17 protein-coding genes are annotated in these 25893 nt (G+C 48.9%); 9 read left to right on the plus strand and 8 right to left on the minus strand.

Annotated elements, in window-relative coordinates; genetic code table 11:
* Positions 1-18: 18 nt before the first annotated feature.
* On the minus strand, positions 19-1383 hold the full coding sequence (locus ADIS_RS06715) for an exonuclease domain-containing protein (protein ID WP_010853629.1): 1365 nt from the start codon (positions 1381-1383) through the stop codon (positions 19-21).
* Between the two features lie 129 nt (positions 1384-1512).
* On the opposite strand from ADIS_RS06715, the gene ADIS_RS06720 reads away from it, so the two are divergent.
* The gene (locus tag ADIS_RS06720; RefSeq protein WP_010853630.1) at positions 1513-2064 is read left to right on the plus strand and encodes a DinB family protein; all 552 of its coding nucleotides are present in this window, start codon (positions 1513-1515) and stop codon (positions 2062-2064) included.
* A 176-nt stretch (positions 2065-2240) separates the two neighbouring features.
* On the opposite strand, the gene ADIS_RS06725 is transcribed toward ADIS_RS06720, so the two are convergent.
* On the minus strand, positions 2241-3923 hold the full coding sequence (locus ADIS_RS06725) for a long-chain-fatty-acid--CoA ligase (protein WP_010853631.1): 1683 nt from the start codon (positions 3921-3923) through the stop codon (positions 2241-2243).
* A gap of 208 nt (positions 3924-4131) precedes the next feature.
* Here ADIS_RS06725 and ADIS_RS06730 point away from each other — a divergent pair, with 208 nt between their 5' ends.
* The 3 genes from ADIS_RS06730 to ADIS_RS06740 all read left to right on the plus strand — a co-directional run bounded on the left by ADIS_RS06730 (position 4132) and on the right by ADIS_RS06740 (position 8035).
* Positions 4132-5346, plus strand: a complete 1215-nt coding sequence (locus ADIS_RS06730) for a hypothetical protein (RefSeq protein ID WP_010853632.1) — start codon at positions 4132-4134, stop codon at positions 5344-5346.
* A gap of 49 nt (positions 5347-5395) precedes the next feature.
* Complete coding sequence (locus tag ADIS_RS06735; RefSeq protein WP_010853633.1) at positions 5396-6013, plus strand: DUF4230 domain-containing protein; 618 nt, start codon at positions 5396-5398, stop codon at positions 6011-6013.
* A 105-nt stretch (positions 6014-6118) separates the two neighbouring features.
* Complete coding sequence (locus ADIS_RS06740; RefSeq protein WP_010853634.1) at positions 6119-8035, plus strand: beta-N-acetylhexosaminidase; 1917 nt, start codon at positions 6119-6121, stop codon at positions 8033-8035.
* Positions 8036-8100: 65 nt separating this feature from the next.
* On the opposite strand, the gene ADIS_RS06745 is transcribed toward ADIS_RS06740, so the two are convergent.
* On the minus strand, positions 8101-8658 hold the full coding sequence (locus tag ADIS_RS06745) for a CPBP family intramembrane glutamic endopeptidase (RefSeq protein ID WP_010853635.1): 558 nt from the start codon (positions 8656-8658) through the stop codon (positions 8101-8103).
* Entirely contained in the window at positions 8659-10068 is a 1410-nt protein-coding gene (locus ADIS_RS06750; RefSeq protein WP_010853636.1) for a sugar porter family MFS transporter, read from the minus strand. It lies immediately after the preceding gene.
* Between the two features lie 169 nt (positions 10069-10237).
* Here ADIS_RS06750 and ADIS_RS06755 point away from each other — a divergent pair, with 169 nt between their 5' ends.
* The 5 genes from ADIS_RS06755 to ADIS_RS06775 all read left to right on the plus strand — a co-directional run bounded on the left by ADIS_RS06755 (position 10238) and on the right by ADIS_RS06775 (position 18316).
* Entirely contained in the window at positions 10238-12607 is a 2370-nt protein-coding gene (locus ADIS_RS06755) for an alpha/beta fold hydrolase (RefSeq protein WP_155907218.1), read from the plus strand.
* 3 nt (positions 12608-12610) lie between these two features.
* Positions 12611-15007, plus strand: coding sequence for an alpha/beta hydrolase family protein (locus tag ADIS_RS22240; RefSeq protein WP_155907220.1), 2397 nt, complete (start codon positions 12611-12613; stop codon positions 15005-15007).
* A 198-nt stretch (positions 15008-15205) separates the two neighbouring features.
* Positions 15206-17263, plus strand: coding sequence for a PVC-type heme-binding CxxCH protein (locus ADIS_RS06765; RefSeq protein ID WP_010853639.1), 2058 nt, complete (start codon positions 15206-15208; stop codon positions 17261-17263).
* A gap of 50 nt (positions 17264-17313) precedes the next feature.
* Entirely contained in the window at positions 17314-17658 is a 345-nt protein-coding gene (locus tag ADIS_RS06770) for a high-potential iron-sulfur protein (RefSeq protein ID WP_010853640.1), read from the plus strand.
* A 223-nt stretch (positions 17659-17881) separates the two neighbouring features.
* A complete protein-coding gene (locus tag ADIS_RS06775) occupies positions 17882-18316 on the plus strand; it encodes a hypothetical protein (protein ID WP_010853641.1) in 435 nt (144 codons plus the stop codon).
* A gap of 104 nt (positions 18317-18420) precedes the next feature.
* Here the strand turns inward: ADIS_RS06775 and ADIS_RS06780 are convergent, their stop codons facing one another.
* The 4 genes from ADIS_RS06780 to ADIS_RS06795 form a co-directional block, all read right to left on the minus strand.
* Positions 18421-20424, minus strand: coding sequence for an FAD-dependent oxidoreductase (locus tag ADIS_RS06780; protein WP_010853642.1), 2004 nt, complete (start codon positions 20422-20424; stop codon positions 18421-18423).
* Positions 20425-20604: 180 nt separating this feature from the next.
* Positions 20605-22401: an arylsulfatase gene (locus ADIS_RS06785; RefSeq protein WP_238325398.1), complete on the minus strand. Its 1797-nt coding sequence runs from the start codon at positions 22399-22401 to the stop codon at positions 20605-20607.
* Positions 22402-24084, minus strand: coding sequence for an FAD-dependent oxidoreductase (locus ADIS_RS06790; RefSeq protein WP_010853644.1), 1683 nt, complete (start codon positions 24082-24084; stop codon positions 22402-22404). It abuts the gene before it with no gap.
* A gap of 63 nt (positions 24085-24147) precedes the next feature.
* A complete protein-coding gene (locus tag ADIS_RS06795) occupies positions 24148-25890 on the minus strand; it encodes an FAD-dependent oxidoreductase (protein WP_010853645.1) in 1743 nt (580 codons plus the stop codon).
* Positions 25891-25893: the final 3 nt, after the last annotated feature.

Raw genomic sequence — 25893 nt, forward strand, 5'->3', positions numbered from 1 at the left:
AGATTCCTGCCTCGGGATTCAGGTTCGAAGGTAATAAATATTTTTGTTTCCTCCCCGCTCCAGGTAGGAGCGCAACAAATACGAGGTTTCCGGAACAGGCTTTACGGGCTTCAATCGCTCAAGCATTTCCTCCGGATGGGAAATCGCCTCCTCTTTGGATATAAAACCAAAGGCTGCCAACAATCCCTTTTCGAACAACAAGGCCGCTTCTTCGTCATCTCCCCTACCCCTTTCTCTTATCAGTATGGTTTTTTCATCCAGCCGTAAACGGTCCAGCATGGCGTTTGCGCGCTCATTATAGGAATGGGAACCCTCTTTTTGCTGACAGGCTCCCAGGCAGTCTCCCGCGTGATATTCATAACAGGCTCCAGGGACTTTATGGATACCGCAAAGCTTCGGGCAGAGACGATCGATTTTAAGCTCCCTGATCAAGTAATGCCATGCATCCGCATGGGTATTAAAGCTACACACCGCATCTTGGATTCCCCCCACTTTTCCGACACCAAACCGGATATAGCCCAACTGATCTAAATAGGTAAATATCCCCCAACGGCTACTGGGAGCTTTAATCGCCCGATTGTATTTAGGCCAGTATTTCTTTATCTCAAGCGTCTCGACCAACAGTGCAAGAAACTCACTACCTGTGAGTTCATAACTGACATCGTGGACTTCCGCTTTTAAATCCAGCTTCGCATTTCCCGAAAAATGTCCCTTAAAACGACTCTTGATGTTTACCGCTTTGCCCACATAAATGATCCGTCCCTGTTGATCATGAAAATAATAGACGCCGGTAGCCTCTGGAAGGCCTGCAAATTTTTCGGGACTTATATGAGGCGGTAGGGTGGCAGCTTTTGATCGAGCCTTTAACGTACGCGGGATGGTGCCTTCTTTATCTTCCCTCAATAATTGTTCGAACAAAAGAGCGGTCGCGTAGGCGTCTCCCATTGCCCGGTGTCTGTTTTCTATGCGAATCCCTCGCTGATCGCACAAGGATCCCAGCGAATACGACCGAAAGCCGGGAAACAGCTTTCGGCTCAACCGTACGGTACACAACTGCGGAACATTAAAAGCCAAGCCCTCCCTCGCAAACGCACTCTTTACAAAACTGTGGTCGAAATTCACGTTGTGGGCAACAAATACCTTATCCTTAAGGAGATCAAAAAGATCCTTGGCAATTTCTGAAAATGAGGGTGCACCCTCAAGCATCTCCGCCGTGATTCCGGTAAGCCCAGTGATAAAACCGGGAAGCATGCGATGGGGATTGATCAGTGTTTGGTATTCGGAGATAATTCCATAACCATCGTGTACGACCACAGCTATCTCGATAATCCGGTTGGCAGCAGAAAACCCTCCTGTGGTTTCTATATCTACAATGGCATACATATTGAAGCTAATCCGTGTGAATCGGGAATAATTACAGTATAATTTGTAACTTCCCACCACCTAAAAATAGCACCTTCTCGGGAGGAGACCAATGGTGGAGCCAAAAAAGAAAATCGTACCCAATCGTTTATGAAAGAAATAGCGGACCAATGGCAGATGCGGATCACCGAACTCACATGGGGTTTTGAACAACTATTGGAGGATTTGCCATCGACCAAATTTAACCGGAAGCCCTCGGCGGGGGCTTGGAGCGTGGCCGAAATCGTAGACCACCTTATCCGGGTAAATCGCAGCTACTTCCCCATATTTGACGCAATCCTAGCCGGAACCTACCCAAAGCCATTGCTTGCCTATATTCCTCCAATCGGTAAAAAAACGGGCGAGTTAATCCTCAAATCATTGCGCAAGCCTGATAAAGTTAAGACCTTTGAACCGTGGGAACCTCAAAAACGCCTGCTTGATGGAAGTATTGTGCGGGAATTCTACGCACTCCAACATGAGCTTTCAGCTTACATTCAGCGGCTAGATCTCCATTTTGAACAAAACCTTATGATAAGCTCGCCGATCAACCGATGGATCGTGTATCCCCTCGACACCGCAGTGCATATCATTCTCGCCCACGAGCAACGCCATCTCGCACAAATCCAAAATCACCTGGCACAGCTATCCGGCGACACATAATATACCACCGGTAAATCACCAAAAAACACCGGACTTGACCGAGGGCAACCAAGCAAAAACCCCGGCCTGGATTAGGTGCTTCTTCCAGACCGAGGTTCTATCAATCTACCAAACGGAGACGTTCCATGGGCTTTTCTCCGAGCGTCTTTGATCGTAGCTTCTACGATAGGACTATATTAACCAAGGGATTTCTTTTCGTGATTTTCCTTGATAATTCTGCGCAGGATCTTTCCTACGTTGGACTTCGGCAGCTCGTCAACAAAATAAACCTCCTTAGGCACCTTGTAGCTGGTCAGATTTTCACGGGCAAAGGCGATCACCTCATCGGCACTTAGTCCTCTATCATTGGCAACCACGTAGGCAACCACTTTCTCAGTAGACTTCTCATCGGGCACTCCGATGACACCCACTTCGTTCACCTTTTCGTGGGCAGCTATGGCGTCCTCTACCTCATTGGGGTAAACGTTAAACCCAGAAACCAATATCATCTCCTTCTTGCGGTCTACGATACGCAAAAAACCATTGTCGTCAATCGTAGCGATATCCCCGGTTTTAAGCCATTCACCAAGGAAAACCTTTTCACTTTCCTCGGGCCTTTGCCAATAGCCGCGCATTACTTGGGGGCCTTTGATACAGAGTTCTCCCTTCTCTCCAACCGGCAACTCATTACCTTCGTCATCAACGATTTTTACTTCCGTGTTTGGCAGCGGCATACCGATAGTACCTATGCGTTCGGATCCATCGATGGGATTACAAGTAGCCACAGGAGAGGTTTCTGTGAGGCCATATCCCTCCGCCAATGGGACGCCGGTGACTTTTTGCCATCGTTCTGCTACAGCACGTTGCACCGCCATGCCTCCGCCTACCGCTACCTTTAGCGAGCTGAAATCCAAGTTGCGGAAAGCCTCTTGGTTCAAGAGCCCGTTGAAAAGCGTATTTACACCGGTGAAGACACTAAACTTATGTTTTCCCAACTCCTTGCAGAATGCCGGCATATCCCGAGGATTGGTAATCAGCACATTATGCGCACCAATCTTCAACATGGCCAAGCAATTGACCGTCAGAGCAAATATATGATAGAGCGGTAAAGCAGTAATAACCGTTTCCTCCCTTTCTTTAAGTTTAGGCTTCATCCAAGCAGATATCTGCTGCATATTGGCGACGATATTCCCATGGGTAAGTTCGGCACCTTTGGAAACACCGGTGGTACCTCCGGTGTACTGGAGGTAGGCCAGATCTGCCTGCTGCATTTCTTCCCTCTTATACGATTTGGATGCTCCCGAAGAGAGGGCCTTTTTTATCGAAATAGCTCCGGGAAGGGAATACGCGGGTACCATCTTTTTGATGTGTTTAACCACCAGATTGACGATGGTTCCTTTCAATCCTCCCAGCAAATCACCAATCTCCGTAACCACTATATGTTTGGCTGGAATATCGGCACGTATTTTTTGAAGGTTCGCCGCAAAATTGGCTAGAATGACAACGGCCGACACACCGGCGTCTACAAACTGGTGCTTCATTTCCTTCGGAGTATACAATGGGTTGGTATTTACCACTACCAGTCCCGCCCGCAAGGCACCAAACATCACAACCGGATATTGAAGCAGGTTAGGCATCTGAATCGCAATCCTATCTCCCTTTTTCAAGCCTAGATCGTGCTGGAGAAAGGCTGCGAAATTTCGGGAAAGCTTGTCAAGTTCATTGAATGACATGGTCTTGCCCATACATTCGTAGGCAATGGCATCGCCAAAGGACTTGATACTCTCTTCAAATAAATCCACCACACTGCTGTAAGCGGTGACATCGACTTGGTGTGGAACCTCTTTCGGATAATAGGCAAACCATGGGAAATTTTGCATGTCTTTTCGTTATTTTTGAGTTTAGAAATCTGGTGATTTTGTATGCAAAGCACACTAAGTTATCAAACAATCCATCGAAACAAAACGGAAGGATTTGTTTTTTTTGTTTAACGGTTTTACGGGTGCTACCGTTTAAGAAACTTAGGCTTTGAACTATGCCCAAAAATGGCATACATTTGGCTAAGCGTTATAAAAAGAAAAAAATCCCATGCATTTACACCGAATCATATCCATTCTTCTGGTCCTTAGTGTCTTTGCCTTCGGTGCACGGGCGCAACAAGTGGACTCTTTGGCAGTTTCTCTGGAGAATTCCCTCAAGCAAAGTTTGCTCAAAAGCATCGAACTCAAAACTGACTCGCTAAACAACGACTTGGGCACCAAGCTCTCTGATCTGGACCGGCGGATCCAAATGTTGGATCAGTCGCTGGAGATCACTACCAATGAAAGGCAGCTTGTGGACAAACTTATTGAGAGGGTGAAGCTCATCGAGGACTTTCAACAAGCCGAAAAGGAGTCCGAACTTAATATTTACAAGGGCAACTACCAATCCGCCATCATCAATTTGGTGTCGATGGAGCGGGAATTGAAACCTCTTTTGTTGTTCAATTCAACCCGGGAGTTTTTTAACACACTTAACAACATTGGAAACCCAACCCAATACCCCGGTTTTAACGATTGGTTTAAAGGCTTCCAATCCTATGTGAACGAAAACAAGGAAAGCAGTTCCACGCTCGGGGTGGTCTCTAACCTGATGAACCTGACCGGAAACCTATCTGCAGGCACACCTATTTTTGGAACCTTTAGTCAGACCCTGTTTATGGGTATGTCCACTTATGTAGACCAACTCGGATCCAATAAAAAAACGCAAGACCTGCGGGATAGAAGCCAAAAAATGTTTGAGTTGGTCACCGAGATCGGCCAATTTACCAGTGACAAAGACCTCGTGGAAACGGAATGGGACGCCATCAACGTGGAGTTGGAAGAACTCAAGAAGTTGTACGAGTCCAATCTGGAAAAAAACCTGGAAATTCTTGGCATCAAGCGTACTGAATTTGACCGCAGATACACCAATGAAAACGATGCCAACAAACGGTACCAGTATTTGAACGAACTCACTGATATCATTTCTAAGAAAGTGGCAGAGGAGAAAAACCAAAACCCAAAAAACTGGAAAAACACCTTTTTCTACGAGATGAGTGAAATCCAATCGCTCAAGGTGCGATTTGGTACGATCACCTTCCGCATCAGCGAAAATATTGGAAAGTACAACGATCTGACCGCCAAATACAAAAAGAGCCAGTACCTTGGCACAAAAATAATCGACCTTGAGGCCAAGCTGCTTAACATGAAAAACTCATTTGACAAGACGTTCAGCCCGTTGGACTATATCAACTCGGCCAACAAGATGTATAAAGTTTACTAAATCCCCCATCCCTCCGACCTCCTGTCGGAGGGATATTTCCCAACAGCCTATGTACCGTTTTCTAGCAGGAGTCATCGTAACCCTTTTACTAGTGATGACTGCCTGGTACTTTGTATCCAAGAAAGAGGAAAAACAGGAAATCCAATTTAATTCGGCCCTTATCCAACAACAAATCAGCCAAGTAGGAAAGCTGATCGTCACGGAGGGTAATTTTTCGCAGGTGATGAGCTATAGCAATACCCGAAAAAATTATTTTGACATTTTTTCTTCCAATAAAAAAGCCCTCGTCATCATCAATGCCAAAGTGACAGTGGGCTACGATTTGCGTCAATTACAGACTCTTATAGACGAGGAAACAAAGACGGTCCGAATAACAAACATTCCCCCCCCTGAAATCAACATCTATCCGGATCTCTCCTACTATGATGTCACCCAAGATTATTTTAATAAATTTGGAGCCGCAGACTACAACAAGATCAAGGATTCGGTACACAAGATGATGGAGGAAAAGGTAGCCCAGTCGAACTTAAAGTCAGACGCCAAACAGCGTTTGTTGAGCGAATTATCCAAAATCTATATACTAACCAATTCGATGGGATGGACACTGGCTTTTGAAGAAACGGTAGTCTCCGACCTGAACATGCTGGAGCGGCTGGATTTGAAATAATACCGTTGGGTTTATTCGCCCAAACCTTTGGTTGAAAAAACCTGCAATCCTTGGACTGCATTTTCTTTCCAACTTACATTAGTCATAAAACCAATCGATACCCTTATGAAGAAATCCCTACTTGCCGGATTGATGATGATGGTAGGCTTAACGGGAAGTTCACTCGCCCAGTCAGCCGAGCAACTCAGCATCATTCCCTACCCGAAAGAAGTAACCCTGCAGTCAGGACATTTTCAATTGGCCCCTGGCACCCCTATCGTGGCAACGACCGCCGGTGCCCGAAAATCCGCCGAACTGTTTAATCAATTCCTATTTTCCCAACAGGGCTTCACCCTTCCCATACGACAAATGCCCGTGCCTGGTAAAAGCATACTGCTTGAGGAAGATGATCAGTCTTCCGGTGATGAGAGCTATCTATTGGACATTTCCACGGATCAGATTCGTATCGACGGAAAACAGGCCGGAATCTTTTATGGTTTGCAGACCCTGCTACAACTGATGGAAAACCGGGACGGACAGGTTGTCGTCCCTTCAGCCCTGATTAAGGATGCCCCAGCGTTTGGCTACCGGGGCCTGATGCTGGATGTCTCCCGCCATTTCTTCAGTACAGACCAAATCAAAAAGATCCTGGATCTGATGGCCTATTTCAAGTTCAACCGGATGCATTGGCATCTTACGGAAGATCAGGGCTGGAGGCTGGAAATCAAAAAATACCCAAAGCTTACCCAGGTAAGTGCATGGCGTGATTCCACTATTATTGGCCAGTACTATGATTTCAAACCCTTCATCTACGATGGCAAGCCTCATGGAGGATACTACACCCAAGATGAAGCACGAGAGATAGTGCGCTATGCCGCAGAGAGACATATCACCGTGATACCCGAAATCGAGTTGCCAGGCCATAGCTCGGCTGTTCTGGCTGCTTATCCTGAACTGGGAAGTTTCGAAGTAAAAGACGGCAAGGCGCTGCCCGGATCCATTGCTGCCAAAAACGATAAAGGAGAACCCTATGACAACGACCTTAGTACAGATGTACCGGGGTACTGGGGGGTTCATTATAACATCTATGGGCCTACCGAAAAGGCCTTCCGCTTCCTCGAAGACGTGCTTACCGAAGTAATGGACATTTTCCCGAGTGAGTACATACACATCGGAGGCGACGAAGTGCCCAAAGACCATTGGATTACCTCTGACATTGCCCAAAAGGTGATCAAAAAAGAAAAACTGGCCGATGAACACGAACTGCAGAGCTTTTTCATCCGAAGAATTGAGAAGTTCCTCAACAAAAATGGCAGAAAATTAATTGGCTGGGATGAAATACTGGAAGGCGGCTTGGCACCCAATGCCACGGTTATGAGTTGGCGAGGGGAAAAAGGAGGCATCGAAGCCGCTAAAATGGGTCACGACGTCATCATGACCCCAAACAGCCACCTGTACTTTGACCATTACCAGGCCGCCGATAAATCAACCGAGCCATTGGCCATTGGAGGCTTCCTTCCTTTGGAAAAAGTATATAGCTATACCCCTATCCCCGAATCCCTCACAGCCGATGAGCAGAAACACGTCTTGGGAGTGCAGGCCAACCTTTGGACAGAGTATATACCCACCAACAACAAAATGGAATATTTCCTCTTCCCCAGAGCATTGGCATTGGCAGAAGTAGCCTGGAAGAGCAAGGATGAGAAGAACTATGCGGCCTTTACGCAGCACCGCCTACCGAAACGTTTGGCTGAACTGGAACAACAAAAGGTGTTTTTTAGGATTCCAGAGGCGGAGGTGCGTATATCCCGTGATTTGGCATCCGGAAGGCATCTCGTACAGATTGTACCTTTTGTGGCAAATTCAGAGGTGTTCTATACAGTAGATGGCCACAAGGCCGACCAAACTGCCACCCGATACACCGGGCCTTTCTTGGCTCCCATCCCTGGTGAGGGACAAGGTTCGATGACACTACGCTACACAATCGTGACACCAGGCGGCCGGAGCAGTAACGAATTCAAAAACGAAATCACGCTACCCTAGGGCCATAGGCGGTGTTCAAATGCAACTTTTCCCCGGTAGAGAACTGTCTCTACCGGTTTTTTTTGCTAGACGAAAGAACTTCGCCCATATACAAGCCGGCAGATCACTACCAGATCAAATACAGCGTGAGCCATTACCGCCGCCCATAAGCCGACCTCCTCGAAGAGGTAGCCAAAGCCATAGATTACTCCCACCATGAAAGAACCATAGATGGAAATACGCCAGTTCCAAGGGTTCAGGTAGCCATGCAGGGCGACAAACAGTAAGGACGTCCATCCAATCCCCAGCAATGGCTGTAGGCCAGCCCGAAAAAACACCTCCTCACCAAGCCCCGCACAGGCAGACACCAGTAAAATCGAAAGCGGTGTCCAGTCAAATGCCCTGACCAAGTTCTGGTAGAAATGCCGCTCTCGGGCGAAAAAAGGAGCAGATATAACCATTAAAGCCATCATCGAAGAGGCAATTCCTACTGCTCCACCCCAAACTAACTGAACCGACAGGGATTTTCCGCCGGTAAAAACTTCCCAAATGGTAGTCTCTTGGAAGAAAAAAATCAACAAAATGCCCGGCAGCCCAAAACCCAGCACCGTTGAAACACCCAACCAGAATAAGCTGCGCCTCATCTACGGTTTCCTTTGAAGCCAGTATTGTTCAATATCTTCGAGGGACTTTCCGGCCGTCTCCGGGATCATTTTCCAGATGATATACAGATACGGCAGACACATCAGGGCAAACAAAAAGAAGGTTCCCGAGGGAGTTAGATTTTCCAAAAACCAAGGGGTAAGCTGACCGATCAAATAAGTGCCCACCCAAAGGGATAGCCCGGCAATCGACATGGCAAGACCCCTAACCCGATTGGGATACATCTCTGATAAGAGAACAAAAATTACTGCGGAAATGGAAATAGCCGTAAAAAAGATATAGGCAAGAAAGAGTACCAACAGCCAGATTACACCAATACCCAACATCTCCCCATTCCAAAAGTAGATCCCGATGGCCAATAGGGTTAAAATCATGCCTGTCACCCCAAAATACACCAGCTTTTTCCTTCCGACACGATCGATGATGACAAGTGCGATTACGGTGGTCAATACGTTTACCAGACCGACCCAAACCTGGTAAAAAAGTGCATCACCCGAGGTCAGGCCACTCTGCTCAAAGATAGTAGGTCCGTAATACAGTACGGCATTCACCCCCATAAACTGCCCCAGGATGGCAATCGCCACACCGATGAGCATCGGTCGTCTCCATTCCGGTCTCAAAAGTGTTTCCCAACCCTTATCCGAGGAGCGGGCAATCGTTGCATACACTTCTTCCACCTTCCACTGGATTTGGGTCGTATCCCGATAGAGCCTGGCAAAAACCACCCTCGCCGCAGCCTCCTGCTTATTGACAAGCAACCAACGGGGGCTCTCCGGAATAAAGAAAATCAGCACGAAAAACGCCATGGCAGGGATAAACTCCATCCCAAGCATTCCCCTCCATACTTCATCCCGAAATATCCATAGGATCCATTCGGGAGATTGGTCACCAATCCCGCCAGCAACGAGCTGCAGTTGGAAATTGATCAGGTAGGCTCCCAAAAAGCCCACGGTAATGGCCAGCTGGTAAAGGGACACCAAACTTCCCCGATAGGAAGAAATAGCCATTTCAGAAATGTACATGGGAGAAATGATGGACACCATGCCGATTCCTGCACCTCCGATTATCCTGAAAAACACCAGCTGCCCAAACCCTGCGGCAACCGCACATCCAAAAGCCGAGGAGGTAAAGAGCAGAGCTGAAAGGAACATGACCTTTTTCCTACCAAACCGGTCACTAAGCCACCCGGCCACGGCTACACCGAGAATCGAACCTACCAACGCACACCCGACATACCATCCCTGTTGCAGCACGTCCAACTCAAACTGTTTGGAAACTTGGGTGATGGTCCCCGAAATGACAGCTGTATCGTAGCCAAAGAGAAAGCCTCCCAAAGCGGCTATAAGGGACAGAAAAACGAGGTAAATCAACGAGGAAGGTGGTGTTTTCAAAGGACGGCTTGGTTGGATGTTACGGCAAAATACACAAAAGTTGCTTCGATACCGTGTACCTACACGCTAAATTTCTCCTTTCATCATAAAAATAGGCGTACGAGACGGGGATACGCATTTTTTGAATTAACTTTAACCCAATTGGAACCCTTCAAGCTGTTTTAAACATATGCACTTTTCTGTCATTAGAGCCGTGAGCGCATCCTTCCTTTGGATGTTTGGTGCTTTTCTGGCGTTGCCCGCTTTGGGGCAGGAGGGTGACTTGCAGCAGCGCAGAAGCTACCTGGACCAACTGATCCAACAAAACCGCCCACACCCTACTCCTGCTCAACGCCCACGAGATGTGTTTGCCTCCTTCGTCCGGCTAAGTGCAAAGGACAGTACTTGGGAGGCTTGGCAGGCCAGAACCGGCGAGCTGCCTCCAAATTTTGACCGAATGCCCTCTATCCCTCTGTTGCCAAACCCATTGGTCTGGAAAGAGGGGGAGCAGAACATCCCGATCACCAACCTTTCGCAGTGGCATAGTCAACGGGAATGGATCAAAGAAAATGTCAAAACGTTGTTTTCAGGAACCTTCCCTGATCCTCCGGTCAGAATCACTTCCACCGTGCTGGAAGAGCGGATGGAAAGCTCCATACGTGTGCAACGGATAGAACTCCGATTTGGAAACCATAAAGACGCAAAACTGAATATTGAAGTGTTTACACCCACGGGTGAGGGACCCTTTCCTGTATTCATGAGCCAGTGGAACCACCGTGGTTGGGTTCAGATAGCCGTAAGGCGAGGCTACATGGGGGTAATCTATGCGGGGGCAGATGAATGGGACGATACAGTTTTGTATCAGGAGATCTACCCTGACTATGATTGGACTGCGTTGATGACCAGGGCTTGGGGTGCTTCGAGGGTGGTGGATTACCTCTATACGCTCCCGGAAGTTGACAGATCAAAAATCGCACTCACCGGACATTCCAGGAATGGAAAACTTTCCCTTTTGGCAGGAGCCTTTGATCCGCGGTTTGCGGCCATCATCAGCAGCAGTGCCGGCACCGGAGGGGAAATCCCTTATCGATACACCGACGAAAGACACGAAAACGAATCTCTGGATTATTTGAACTCCATCCGTCCACAATGGTTTCATCCTAGGCTTCGATTCTACAATGGAAGAGAGCACAAACTGCCCATAGATCAAAACTCACTTATGGCACTGATAGCCCCCAATGCGCTGTTGCTGAGCTCCTCCATCCGGGAAGCAGGGGGAGGAGACCCATGGGCCATCGAACAAAATTACCTTTCCGTAAAGACCGTCTACTGCTTTTTGGGTGTCCCCGACCGGATTGGGCTACGCTTTAGAGATGGAGGTCACGGCGTTGCAGCGCGGGATCTCGAATCATACGTAGACTGGCTGGATATTCAGTTTGGCAGGTCCCAAAAAACCTGGCAGAATAACCTGTACTATCCCTTCTCCTTCGATTTGTGGGCCGCCAACCAAACCAAGCAGGTAGACCCGATGGACTTCCCTGTGATCGCACCATCCTACCCGCCTCTGTTGGGCTCCCTATCCGATAAGAGCGACTGGGAGCGTCGTAAACCCGAGGTAAGGCAACGCCTACAGTGGCTTTTAGGGTCTACACCACCTGGAGTCAGCGCGGCGCCCACCACCGATTTGAGCGACCGGGTAGACTATATGGATGAGCTAATCCAACGTCCAAACCCTAAAAACGGTATCCGAAAGAACCTGGCCCCTTACCGAGCTATGGGGGACTACCAATACGCAGCCCTGTATCTTCCCGCAGACGAAAATGGCGATCTACGAATGATGGGCGAGGAACGCTTTCCCGTGATCGTCTGGTCACATAAATACATCAATACGGGTTTTGATCGCCTTTTGAATCCATTGATTACCGCCTTTTTGGAGAAGGGCATCGCGGTGTTGGTCTTTGACCAGCTGGGATATGGAAGCCGGATTGAGGAGGGAACCGAATTTTACGATCGATACCCTGAATGGTCTAAGATGGGCAAAATGATCACCGACACCCAAGCTGCCATTGATGCGCTTCAGCAAATCCCGCTGATCGATCCATCCCATATATTCCTCGGTGGATATAGCCTAGGGGGTACTATTAGTTTGCTCACCGCTGCCTTGGATGACCGGGTAGCAGGAGTTGCCACCGCATCGGGCTTTACACCTTGGCGAAATGCCAATATCGGCCAATCCTATGAGGGGATAAGAGCCTTTTCCCACCTATATGGACTTATGCCCAAGTTAGGCTATTTTTTGGGAAATGAGCAGCGTATACCTATTGATTTTCCGGAGATTATTGCCAGTATCGCCCCCAGGCCCCTACTTTTTATAACTCCGGAAATGGATCGCCATGCTGATTTAACGGCTATTTCCCAAGCAGTGAGATTGGCGAATCAAGTGCACAGACTCTATGGCCCAAACCGCATCCATCACGAGATTCCCAACACATTCGGTCAGTTTACTTCGATACAACAACAGTATTTGGTAAACTGGGTAGCCAACCAACTTGCCCCCTAGCCTATGACTCAACCAAAATTCATCCTTTTCCTGTGTTTGTTTTACTACACCTGCTCGGTGACTGTCCTTGCTCAAGCGCCACCGCTTCGACTGGGAACGTTTGATATGGATGCCACACCTCCCGTGGGATCCTATCTGGCCTATGACCAAATGGAAAAAGCAGGCGAACTTGGCCTACGGGCCAGGGGAATCATCCTACAGGGCGCCGGTCTTCCCATCGTGCTGTGTGCCATCGACTGGATTGGTATTGCCAATGAAAGCCAAGATTATTTCAAGTCGGTACTTGCCAGTGCAGCGGGTACCATTCCTTCCCGGGTTAGCGTACACACCGTGCACCAACATGACGCACCCATAAGCGACTTCACGGCGGAGCGTCTGCTGCTTGCCGACGGCCTTGAACCGCTTTCCTACGAAGGCAGCTTCCAACGTGAATTTGGCATCAAGCTGGGACAGGTGGTACGAAATGCCTTCTACCATATGCTGCCCGTAACCCATATTGGAAATGGCGAAGCATTGGTTCGTGACGTGGCGTCAAACCGACGGATAATCGGCCCGGATGGAAAGGCACTGCATTCCCGTACCTCTGCTACAAGAGATGCTTCGATCAGAGCCTATCCCGAGGGACTTATTGACCCGGTGGTTTCCCTTTTAAGCTTTTGGAACGAAGAAACACCCTTGGCTGTGCTGAGCTACTACGCCGTGCATCCCCAAAGCTATTATCTGACCAAGGTCGCCAACCCTGACTTTCCCGGCTTGGCCAGGTACCTTCGCCAACTTGAGGTGCCTGATGCACTACACGTTCATTTCAATGGGGCCGGTGCCAACGTGACGGCTGGGAAATACAATGATGGTGCAAAAGAAAACCGGTTGATCTTGGCGCAACGGCTGGCAGCAGGCATGAAACAGGCTTGGGACCACACGGTTAAGACACCTATTTCCGCAGAAGAAGTCTCCTGGCAAGTGGTGAACGTGGACCTGCCCATCGCTGCATCGGTGGCGCAGATCGCGGATGAAATGAAATCAAAGGATATGCGCTGGCGCACCAACTATGTGCAAAAGCTGGCATGGAAAGAACGCATGGAGGCTGGATTCTCTAACCCAATATCCTGTCTATACCTTGGAAATACACGGGTACTGAACCTACCCGGGGAGCTGTTTGTAGAGTACCAATTGGCCGCAAAAGCACATAACCCCCATTTAAAGGTACATATGGCAGCCTACGCAGACTATGGCCCATTCTATATCGGTACCACAAAATCCTACGATGAGGGTGGCTACGAAGCAATAACCAGCCCTACCACCGCAGAAGCGGAACCCATCATACGGTCTGCTATAAGTAGTCTGTTGGATCATCAACCGAACCTAATTCCTCGTACAGCCTCAAATAGGTCACTTAAAGCTGAAACGCACGACGTATCAAATCTGATCCAATGGCAGGAAAAACGTGAGGAGGTATTGAAAAACATGGAAAAAATCATGGGCCCTCTCCCATCAAGAGAAGCCTTGGCACCTCCCTCTGTAGACTACCTGGATACGCTCGCGACAGAGGGATTTATCCGATATACCATCGCCTACGAGGCACATCCAGGATTCAGGGTACCTGCATTTTTATACATCCCAACAAACACGAAACCTCTCGGAATACCAGCTATCCTCGCATTGCACAGCACGGGAGACCCCGGAAAAAAGATTGTGGACGGGCAAACGCCCATGGAAAACCGCGCTGTAGCACGAGAACTGGCTACCCGAGGGTATGTGGTTCTTGCTCCCGATTATCCAAGCTTTGGGGATCTTAGCGACCACGATTTTTCTACCGATGGATTTGAGTCTGCTACCATGTTGGCTATCTGGAATCACATGCGGGGCGTAGACCTCTTGCAGGAACTTCCTGAGGTCGACGCAACCCGGATCGGTGTTATCGGCCATTCGTTGGGCGGACACAACGCCATTTTCGTCGGAGCTTTTGACGAGCGGATACAGGTAATCGTGAGTAGCTGCGGATGGACCCCATTCGATTATTACGACATCGGCGAGGAAGCATCGAAGCGCTACGGCGGCCGGCTGGGTCCTTGGGCGCAGGACAGGTATATGCCCAGAATCCGTGAATACCTACCAACGGGAAAACTACCCTTTGATTTTCCCGATATCCTCGCCACTTTAGTTCCCCGGGCTTTCTTTTCAAACTCTCCTATGGGAGATGCGAATTTTAGTGTGGAGGGAGTAAAACAGGGAATTCAGGAAGTGAAGCCTCTATTTGAGTTTTTGGACATCCCAGGAAATCTGGAGGTTCACTTTCCCGATGCAGGGCATGATTTTCCGGCAGACACCCGAGTGGCGGCCTACATGTTTATGGATCATCACCTCAACTTTAAACCCAAGAACAAGGACATAATTCCCTAGAATTAGTTATAAACAAAAATACAGTGAAGGATGAAATAGAAAAAATCCCGCTTGCATGACGCTTCACACAATTGGCGTCGAACATGCGACCATGCCATCAAGATCCGGGATGGAACTCCTCGTCCGATTGGCCTCTTCTTAGAGGCTTCCCGGTTTATCCGGACAAGTTCTAACCATTGAAAAAATAATTATTGACCTATGAATACTAAAATCCTTGTAATAGCAGCCCTTGCCACTTTCCTGCTTGCATCCTGCAAAGAACCAAAATACGCAGATGCGTTGAGTCCTGAGGCCTCCATGGCCACCTTTGATCTACACGAAGACTTCATGATCGAACTATTTGCTGCCGAACCTCACGTTTGGGATCCCGTAGAGATGGTTTTTGATGAAAAGGGTCAAGCCTATGTAGTGGAAATGCCCGACTACCCCTACAAGCCAGAGGAAGGAAAAGGGCGCGGGCGTATCCGTCTTCTTAAAGACACCAATGGAGACGGGGTAGTAGATGAATCAGTTATCTTCGCAGAAGGACTTCCCGATGCTACGTCCATGCTTCCGTGGAAGGGAGGGCTTATCGTAACCTCGGCTCCGCATATCTATTATCTCAAAGACACCAATGGGGATGAACAGGCAGACGTAAAGGAAATCCTGTTTGAAGGCTTTTTCGAAAACAATTCGGAAGCACAGATCACAAACCTTCGGTTTGGTTTGGACAACTGGATCTATGCCGCCAACAACGGCCAACCCGGGGAGGTATCCTATCTTCGCAAACCAGAAGCGGGCCAACTAAGTATGCGGGGTGCGGATTTTCGGTTTCGACTGGATACAGATGAATTCGAACTTGAAAGCGGAACGGCTCAATTTGGTCATACACTGGATGACTGGAACAATAAGTTTTTTACCCAGAATACGCTGCACATTCAGCAGGCTGTCATCCCAAGACGGTACTTGGAACGCCATGGGCATCTTTCCTCACTAAACGTAAACCTAAATATCTCGGATCACGATTTTGAAATGTTCCAATTGACCCCTCCTCCCTACTGGCGTGCTGAGCGTACCATAAGGCGAAACATCCAATACCAAGAACAGAATTTGGATCGTGTAGAGCATGCCGACAAATACTTTACGGGTGCCTCAGGGGGAACGGTCTACAATGGAGACGCATTTCCAGAATCGTTCAGAGGAAATATTTTTACGGGCGACGTGGCAGGCAACCTTATCCACCGCGATATACTTGTAAAAAGCCAAACGGATCCAGTTTTTACCGCCCAACGGGCAGACGAGGAAAAAGCAAGGGAATTTTTGGCCTCCACCGACCCTTGGTTCAGGCCTACCAGCTTTACCATTGGCCCAGACGGATACCTTTATGTGCTGGACTTCTATCGGCAACATATCGAAACACCTGTTTCCATACCGGATGACCTGAAAGAAGAGATGGACTTTATGTATGGCGAAAAGCACGGACGGATTTACCGTATTCGTCCCAAAAATGATACTGAGCGAAGACCAATTGCCGTAGACCTAAGCAAGGCCACTACCTCACAGCTAATCGAACTGCTAGCCCACCCCAGTGGCTGGTATCGGACCAACGCCCAGCGACTGCTCCTGGAAAAAGGAGCTCCGGAAAACCAAACCAGCTTGGAAGCATTTGTAAACTCACATGAATCTCCTCAGGCGCGTTTGCATGCAGCTTACGTGTTGGAAGCGTGGGGACTGCTGAATTCCTCCCATGTAAAAGCCCTTTTGAACCACCCCCATGCTGAAGTAAAACGACATGGCCTGCAACTGGCCGAACGCTTCCCTGAATTGAATACTGTAATTCAAACGCTCGCTTCCCATGAGAATGCGACCGTTTCTCTTCAAGCACTGTTGAGTTTAGGGAACTATACGGACAAAGAAACCTTGGAGAATTTAGCCCTTCATTTGGCAAAAAGGGGAGAAAACCGATGGTATCGAACGGCTATCCTCAGTGCTGCCGGGGTTACCGAAAATGCTTTTATTACCGCTCTTTTTGACAAATCCGGCTTCAAAAACTCGCAGGAGTCATGGAAAGAAGAGGTGATCAGGGAAACTGCCCATATACTGGGATCCAATGGAGAGAAAAAAGCGTTGGAAACCTTTGCACAGTATTTGGCCCAGTCTGGCGATACCTGGCAAAAAGCAGGTCTAGACGGCCTTTCCAAAGGGCTGAAAAAGCACGAAGAAACCAGGCCCGAACTGAAAGCATTTCTGGACGCATTAGCAGAAAACAGCGAATAACCTGTCGTTTTGTTTAAACTGATTACCAACAACCTGTAAACTCCAAAACCATGCATAGAAGAAAAGCCATCAAGAAGTTGATTCAGACAGGCGGTGCATGGACGGTTCTCCCTGGGCTTCTTGCAGCATGCTCGGGAGGATCCTCCAAAGCCTACGACTTAGCAGATATAACCGACTGCTCAGACCTTGACGGATTGCCTGATTCGGAAATCAGCAAACGAAATCAGCTGGGCTATGTGGAAAAGACCCCTATTTCAGACAATATTTGCTACAACTGCCAGCTCTACCTACCTCCTACCGAAACCCGAAAATGCGGGGGCTGTCAGCTCTTCAAAGGCCCCGTCAAAACGGAAGCATACTGTACCTATTGGGCTCCCCGGGTAGACCAGGGCTAATTTGGAAGGCAAAAACCCAGCCTTATTATTTGGAACAAACCATATTACAACGGGATCCTCGGCAACGTGGGTCCAGTTTCTATAAATTGGAAACAGCTTCATCCATACTATGCTAGAGCAAGGTAGCAAAAAACCTGATTCATTTATTTTTTATATTTTTACAAAAAAAAAACCATAACTGAATTTTTCCTACTTACATTTGCAGTAAACTAACCAACTAAAGATGACTACCAAGCACATTATCTTTTTCTGTTTTTTAACCATGGGAATAGGGCTTACGGCCAAAGCTCAGGTAAGTGTAGGTGTGTACAAGAGCAGTGTTTTCACTCACTTGGGTGTGGGTACCGATCCCGAAAAAAAGTATTTCGGAGAAGTACGGCTCTTTGCCGGAGACTGGCTGAACAATTATTTTGGGGCCGAGGTTTTAGGCCAGCGAAATTTCTCACAGACCGAATGGTATAATTTTTCAGCTGGACTGATGGTCGGCTACCATGAATTCAACGAAGGGATGGTCGGAATTCCCGCCTTCTTTTCCATCAAACCATTGCAGGCAAACACCAACCTGTCTTTAGTACTCGAAGCAACACCCTTTGTCGCCTATAGCTCCGTACACCTTCGGGGAAGTATTGGGGTAAGGTATTTCCTGCGGAAGGAATAACTACAGCTTTTAGTAGGACGTAGATGCTGGAGCCGTTTGATTCAAAAAACGGCGGGGCAAGAGCATAAGTCACTCCCCTCCATGCTGTCGCTTTGTGAAGTTTTCTACCGAATAGGCACCCACAATACCGCATCTGCGACGACCGCTCCATCCGCTCCGGCGTTTGAGATGGTAACGTGTGCAGCCGACCCGGGTGACAGTCGCTGCTTACCGATGGCTACCCACTCGCCCGATGTTTGCCCCTCTACTCTGATATCTGATTCCTTTATTACCTGCTCCTTTTCCTTTGTTCCGTCTGATGAAATAACCGTCGTGTGCGCTGTTGCGTCGGCAGTTCTGGAAAAGTAGACGTACACATCGTATTCCCCCTCATGAAGAATTTTCGGCGAAAAGCGAACCGATTTGGCTTGTTGCCCTTTGGATGAATCCCGCAAAAAGCTGGAACCGTACCCACCTCTGGCAACCCGCTCCCAATCTCCTTGTATTATCACGCGGTCGCTGTCATTGTCCACCAATATTTCCGGAATACTGCCATCAGCAAGCGGGTTTTCTTCGAGTTCTTTTTGCAGGTCCAGGACATCCACGTCCTGCACCGCAACCCCACGGTCGATTGCATGACAGGCGGCTACTGCCGAGGATTGCCCCAAGACCATAAAAACGGGTTCCATTCGAATGGAGCCAAAAGCTATATGACTTGCCGAGAGTGCCGCAGGAACGAACAAATTGGTCGCTTCTGTCCGTTTGGGAATCAGCGACCGGTAGGATATGGGATAAGGTCCAAAACCGCCAATCTCCACATTGCCTTCATTTTTTACCATTTTTACACCGTCTTTCTCTATGACAATACGCTGTATGTTATGGGAATCCATGGTATAGGCCGCCATTCCCACGCCATCACTGACGACTTCCTTGCCCACACAGTTAGCCTCGGTCATCACATACTCCCCAACCATCCTCCGTACTTCGCGGACGTATAGCTGCGGTGTCCAATTGCCATTTTCCACGTATTCGTCTTTGGGGTACCCCCACGCCTGGATCTGCTCTTGAATTTCCCGCGGTACCCGAGGATCCGTTTTGTAGAAATAAAGCAAGGATTTGGTATAATGGGTATGTGCATCGATGATTTCCCGTCGTCGTGCATAGTCTGCTTCCGGATATTCGTGATTCATCCCGATCATATCGGTAGAAAAGCCTCCACGGTTGTTTATATCCGTTTTGCTATTGGGCATGTGGCTCCAGATAAAGTAGTTGTTAAGGCTCTTATGGTGCGGCTGGGCTTCAAACAGTCTGACCAGCAGCTCAAACAGGGACGGATCATAGCCTTCAGGCTCTGTAATCTCCACGCGGTTAGCCGGATCATTGGTAAGGCAAATACGGTAGTTGTAGGCTTGGATTTTATCGTCGCCGGTCCCATCAGGTGCCAGGTCGTCGTCACTGATCCCCCAAAGCAGTCCACTGGAAGGATCCCCTCGAACGACAAAGGGATCCACGCCATCCGGAAACTGATGCCCGGTCATTAATTGCACTCCGTTGTAGGTTTCGCCATATTGGGAATTGGGTTCGCGGCCTATGGCATATGACACTCCCGCTTTTGCCATTAAATCTCCTTCATAGGTAGCGTCTATAAACATCCTTCCGCTAACCTCTCGTGTTTCAGTCCCTATACCTTTGGCGCGTTGCAGGGATATACGCTGAATGGTGCCGTCGGTAAGCGCGACATTGGTCAGCTGCCAGTCGTACTGAACCTCAATACCCGCCTGGTCAAGGTACTTCTGAAAGGTCTTTTTCGCTATACTTGGCTCAAAAATCCATTGCTCAAACTTCCCATAATGGTCACCCAACCTTCGGTAGAAATCCCTGGATAGACCCGTCACGGCGAATTTGTTTCCAATATCTGTATATCCAAGACCGCCCGTGGTCAATCCTCCCAGATGATTGGAGGGTTCTATTAAGATCACTGATTTGCCCATTTTTTTGGCCGTGTATGCCGCTATGATCCCGGCAGAGTTTGCCCCATAAACGACAACGTCATAACTTGGCATATCAACCTTTTGGCTGCACGACAGGGCCAAAAACGCCGATACTATTAAACCATTCAATAATTTCATCTGTCTATAATTGTTTTTTAATGGTCAGAACTTGTCCCGGTTTATCGGGATGGAATCTCGCATGGCAGCCCCGGATAGCTATCGGGGCATCCCAGTGTGTGACGGCTACGTCATGCTCGATTTCATGTGTCTACAATTTGGTATCTTTCGTAGCGGACTATTCATTTTTCTCTGATAGCATCATTCCATGGTTTCGTGGATTCTGGTGAATAGCAACGACCGCAGATCCATGACCTGAGTACCGGGGATTTCATGCGCCTTCAATCTAAGCGAGGCTTTTCCAGGTCTGAGATGGACAATCCCCAATCTCATTGGCTTGAAATCTTTGACATAGGATTCCATGCGCTCCACTCGGTCGTGCTCCATTCCTGTAAGTGGCGGATCATGCGGTTCGCCCACCTGAAACTCCAGACTTGAGGATCCAATGTACATACCTACCTTAGATCCCACGTTTTCTTCCGAACAGGTGTAGAATGCTTCTACCAGAAAATCCCCCCGGCCCAAAACCTCTATATCCCAAGAGATGCTATCTGATGTACTTACCCAGTTGGTAAAAAAGGCGTCGTTTGGAAATCGGTTGGATCGTACAATATTTCCATGTGGGATGCCATCACGCGCGGGGAGCTGTGTAATTTGGGCGTCTGGATGTGCCAATGTAAAGGGGCGTTGGGATTCATCCCGTTCCCTGTACATTTCCCTCTCCCAGTCCTCTTTGGCTTTCGAAAGCTGCGTCACTATCTCCGGATACAGCCCGTTGACGGGGGATGATTGCGAAGGATCCGACACCATCTGAAAGAGGTTCCCATCTTTGTCCAAACGGAACTCTTGGGTTCGCAAGCTGGTATGTCCATTCCAATGATTGAAAATAGTGCGATCTGCCCAATCCTCCTGCTGCGCGTCAAGCAATAAGGGAAGCAGGCTTTTCCCGTCGAGTGGTTTGGTAGGCGACAGTGGAATTCCCGCCAGATCAACCAATGTGGGGAGTACATCTATTGCTCCCGCTATCTGTGGTACAACCTGACCGGCAGCAAGTGTCGATTTCCACTGAATAAAAAAAGGCGTACGTACACCTCCCTCATCCGTGGAGCCTTTTCGGCCTTTCATTCCGCCATTCCAGCGGGTGCTGTTCGGCCCATTGTCACTAAAATAGATTACGATGGTGTTTTCATCCAATCCAAGGGATTCCAGCTTCCCCATCAGTCTTCCGACATTCCAATCGATGTTTTCACACATGGCCAGGGCTGCCTTGGTGTAATCAAGATCCTCTGCCAGCTCTGAGGAAAGGCTCATTGGCAATGACTTACCCTTGAATTCATCCCACCACCTGTCAGGTACTTGCATCGGAGAGTGTGGCGTATTCAGCGGGAGGTACAGTAAAAAGGGCCGGTCTTTGTTTTCCTCCAGAAAATCCATAGCCCGCTCGGTAAGGTCATCGGCCAGGTAGCCGCTACCCCGTACCAACTCCCCATTGTGCTCCAGCACAGGACTAAAATAGTTCCCCCAATGTCCAGAACAAAAGCCGTAAAACTCATCGAAGCCTCGTCCGTTTGGGTGGTAGGGATATTGCGTGCCGTTGTGCCATTTCCCAAATGCCGCCGTAGCATAACCAGCCGCCCGAAAAACATCGGCCAATGTCACTTCATCCAAATCCAAACGTTCCTGGCCCTGCGAGGTTCCATAAACTCCAGAGCGCAAGTGATACCTACCCGTAAGCAGCTCTGCCCGGGTAGGTGAACATACAGGCTGCACATAAAATCGGTCAAAACTTACCCCCTGTATCGCCAACTGGTCAATGTGAGGGGTGGAAAGGTTCCTGTTTCCACTGTGGCTTAAGTCGCCCCATCCTTGGTCATCAGCAAGGATGATAACCACATTGGGATGCGTAGGTGCCAGGAGGTCTTTCTTCGTGGATTCAGTGCATGCTAGCTGCCCAAAACAGCATGCCATCACTATCGCTATGGGTGCTATTCCTTTCACCTACTTGGCGATGATCCGATCCTCCATTGTCAACACCTGCCCATCTGCCAAAAGACGTTCCCTCAAGGACGTATAGGACAGATCCTGGACGGCAATTCCCTGATCCAGGGCCATCATCGCCGCAGTAGTCGCCGACTGCCCCAAAATCATAAAAACCGGCTCCATCCGAATGGATCCAAAGGCGATATGACTGGCAGAAACGGCAACTGGCACGACCAGGTTGCTGCATTCCTCTTTCTTGGGGATCAACGATCCATAGGCAATCTCATAGGGGCCTGGAAGCGGCACACCGATATCTCCCTCGTTTTGCACGTGGCCATTTTCATCTACATAGCGCTGTATGTTGTGGGAGTCTATCGTATATGAACCCATCCCGACAGATTGGGGGGTTGGCCACTTTTGGAGCAACTCGTTTTCCGTCATCACGTAGGTTCCTATCATACGCCTAGCTTCCCTTACGTATATCTGATGGGGCCAATGATCATTGTCCACAAATTCGTCCTTGGCAAGACCCCATTCCTTGAAAGCTATCTGGGTTTTCTCCGGAATTCGGGGGTCATTTTGCACAAAATACAACAGCCCGCTTTGATAATCCCTGTGCTCCTGAATAATCTCCTTACGCCGCTCGTAGCTAGCTTCAGGATAGTCGTAGTTCATCCCTATGTTGTCCGAGCTGAAAGGGCCATGATTATTGGTATCGGTTTTTCGATTGGGGATTAAGTCAAATTTATCAAACCATTCATCCCAACCTGCATCAAAAATCCTAACCAACAACTCGTACTGGGTGGAATCGTAGTTGGCCGGTCGTGGAAAAGGGATACGGTTGTCCGGGTGGTTGGACATGCACATGCGGAAGCAATAAGCCTGCACCTTGTCGTCTCCTTCTCCCTTTATGCCAGGGTGCTCTGCGCTGATTCTTGGCAACAACCCCGAGGAAGGATCACCCGGAATCCAATAGGGATCAATGGGCTGGTCCAAAACCTGAAAGTGGTGCCTATGGTGGTAAACGCCCGTTTGGACACCATTCCACTCCTCGCTGTATACTGAATTTGCCTCTCTACCCACGTGATAACTGACCCCAGCGGCAGCCATCAAGTCCCCTTCGTAGGTCGCATCCATAAACATCTTGCCTTTGAATTCCTTACCGCTTAGAGTCCGTATCGCGGTAATCTTCCCGTTCTCAACCGTAACGCCCGTTTCCCTGTCCAACCACTCGTCACGCAGCACCTCTATTCCCAATTCGGCAATCCACTCTTCGTATACCTCTTCGGCCACATGGGGTTCGAAAATCCACATGGTCTTAAACTCGCCATCCAAGGCGGGGGTTCCCTGCCCCTTGTTGCCAAAATCAGACTTGGCCTCCCATTTCCACGCATTCTCCTGTTGGTATTTGTCGTATACCCGTTGGTAAAACTCCCGGGAGAGGCCTCCGATAACTTCTTTTTTGCCCGTATCAGACCATCCAAGCCCTCCGGAAGTCAACCCTCCTAGGTGCTTATCGGGTGACACGATGATTACGGACTTGCCCATTTTTTTGGCCTGCACCGCCGCCGTGATAGCTGCCGAGGTACCTCCGTAAATTACCAAGTCAGTTGAATCGACCAAGGGCGGATTTCCACATGACTGTAACATCCATACCGACCATAGGGACACAAGAAACAGGTTCAATTTTTTTCTAATCATGGTTATTTCGGTTTATTGATTCAATGGATATTTCCTAAGGGACCAGTAACGGAACAGTAGCTTTTAGGGCTTAGAGCTTAACACTTGCTTGTCCTGCAACAATCGGGCACGGAGCACCGCATAGTCGACATCTTGTACGGCCTGATCGTTATCAATGGCCAACACGGCGGCGGTAGCGGCTGACTGCCCCAACACCATAAATACCGGCTCCATTCGGATGGAACCAAAGGCCACATGAGTCGAGCTCACGCATACAGGCACAAACAGGTTTTCGGTCTCGCCTTTCTTGGGGACGATGGCGCGGTAAGGAATCGGATAGGGAGCCCTTACATGGGCCTCAAAATTGCCCTCGTTCTGCACATAGCCATTATGATCCACATACCGCTGCACCATGTGGGAATCCATGCCATAGGCAGCCAAGCCTACCGCATCCTCCACCTCGGGCACGAGACTTTCACAATCCTTTTGGGTGACCACGTAATCACTGATCATCCGGCGTGCTTCCCGCACATAGAGCTGCGGCGTCCATCCTTCGTGCTCGGTAAATTCATCCTTGGCCATTCCCCATTTGGAGACCACATCCCGTACCTGCTTCGGGATTCGGGGATGGTAGGCCAAGGTCCACATCAGGCCTTGTTGGTATTCCAAGTGCTGCTTTGCCATGGCCTCACGCTCCTCGTACGAAGCCTCCGGATAATCGTGGTTTTGACCAATAAAATCGGTGGAAAAACCTTTTTGGTTGTTGGTATCTGTTTTGCGGTTTGGCATGGGGGTATTGATCCAGGGAACCAACGGGTCTCCATAGTGGTACATCTTTTCGATGGGACCGGTCGCCGCCTCGTAGTTTCGGAAGAGCAATTCGTAATCAAGCTCCCGGTAATTGGCCGGTTTGGCAAAAGGTATCCGGTTGTCCGGATGGTCGGTTAGCGTCATTCTGAAGCAGTAAGCCTGAATACCTTTGTCGGCAGATCCATCGATGCCAGGGCCGCCTTGGATAATAAAAGGCAACAACCCACTGGAAGGGTCTCCCTTCTTGATGTAAGGATCCACACCGGGAATAAAATTATGGTGAACGGCATTACGTGAGACCTCTCCCCGCAGCGTAATACCAAAGTAGTTTGCCTGCACACCGTTTAGGGTCTCCCCATACGCGCTGTTTGCCTCTCTGCCATACGTATAGGATACCCCGGCGGCGGCCATAAGGTCACCCTCATACGTTGCGTCCATAAACATTTTCCCATTGTACGTCTCACCACTTTCCATGGTAATGGATTGTATTCGGCTGCCTTGAACCTTTACACCGCTGCTACGATTTAGACGCTGATTGGTAATTAATTTGATGTCAGCCTCACGCAACATCTCATCGTACACAATTTTGGCAGCACTTGGCTCAAAAGTCCACATGGCATCTTCGCCCTCACGGGATCTGCCTTCGTTTGGGCGGGTAAAATAATCCGAACGATCTTGCCATTTCCAGTTTTCGGGTTTATCATAATAGTCTTTTATACGCTGATAAAACTCCCGCGAAATCCCCCCTATTGCCTGTTTGTTTCCGATATCGGTAGCACCCAAGCCACCTGTGGTCAAACCACCTACATGATTGGACGGCTCTATCAGAATGGCGGACTTACCCATGCGCGCAGCCTGTATCGCTGCCGCCACACCCGCGGAGGTTCCCCCATAGATAACAAGATCATAGGATGGCGACTGGGAATGGGCTGAGTGAATGTTAAAAACAAAAAGTGAAACTACTAGGTACGCAAAGGATTTGAAGATAGAATGATTTACTGATTTTGGTGTAGTCATGGC

The organism is Lunatimonas lonarensis, assembly GCF_000390185.1.
GTDB lineage: Bacteria > Bacteroidota > Bacteroidia > Cytophagales > Cyclobacteriaceae > Lunatimonas > Lunatimonas lonarensis.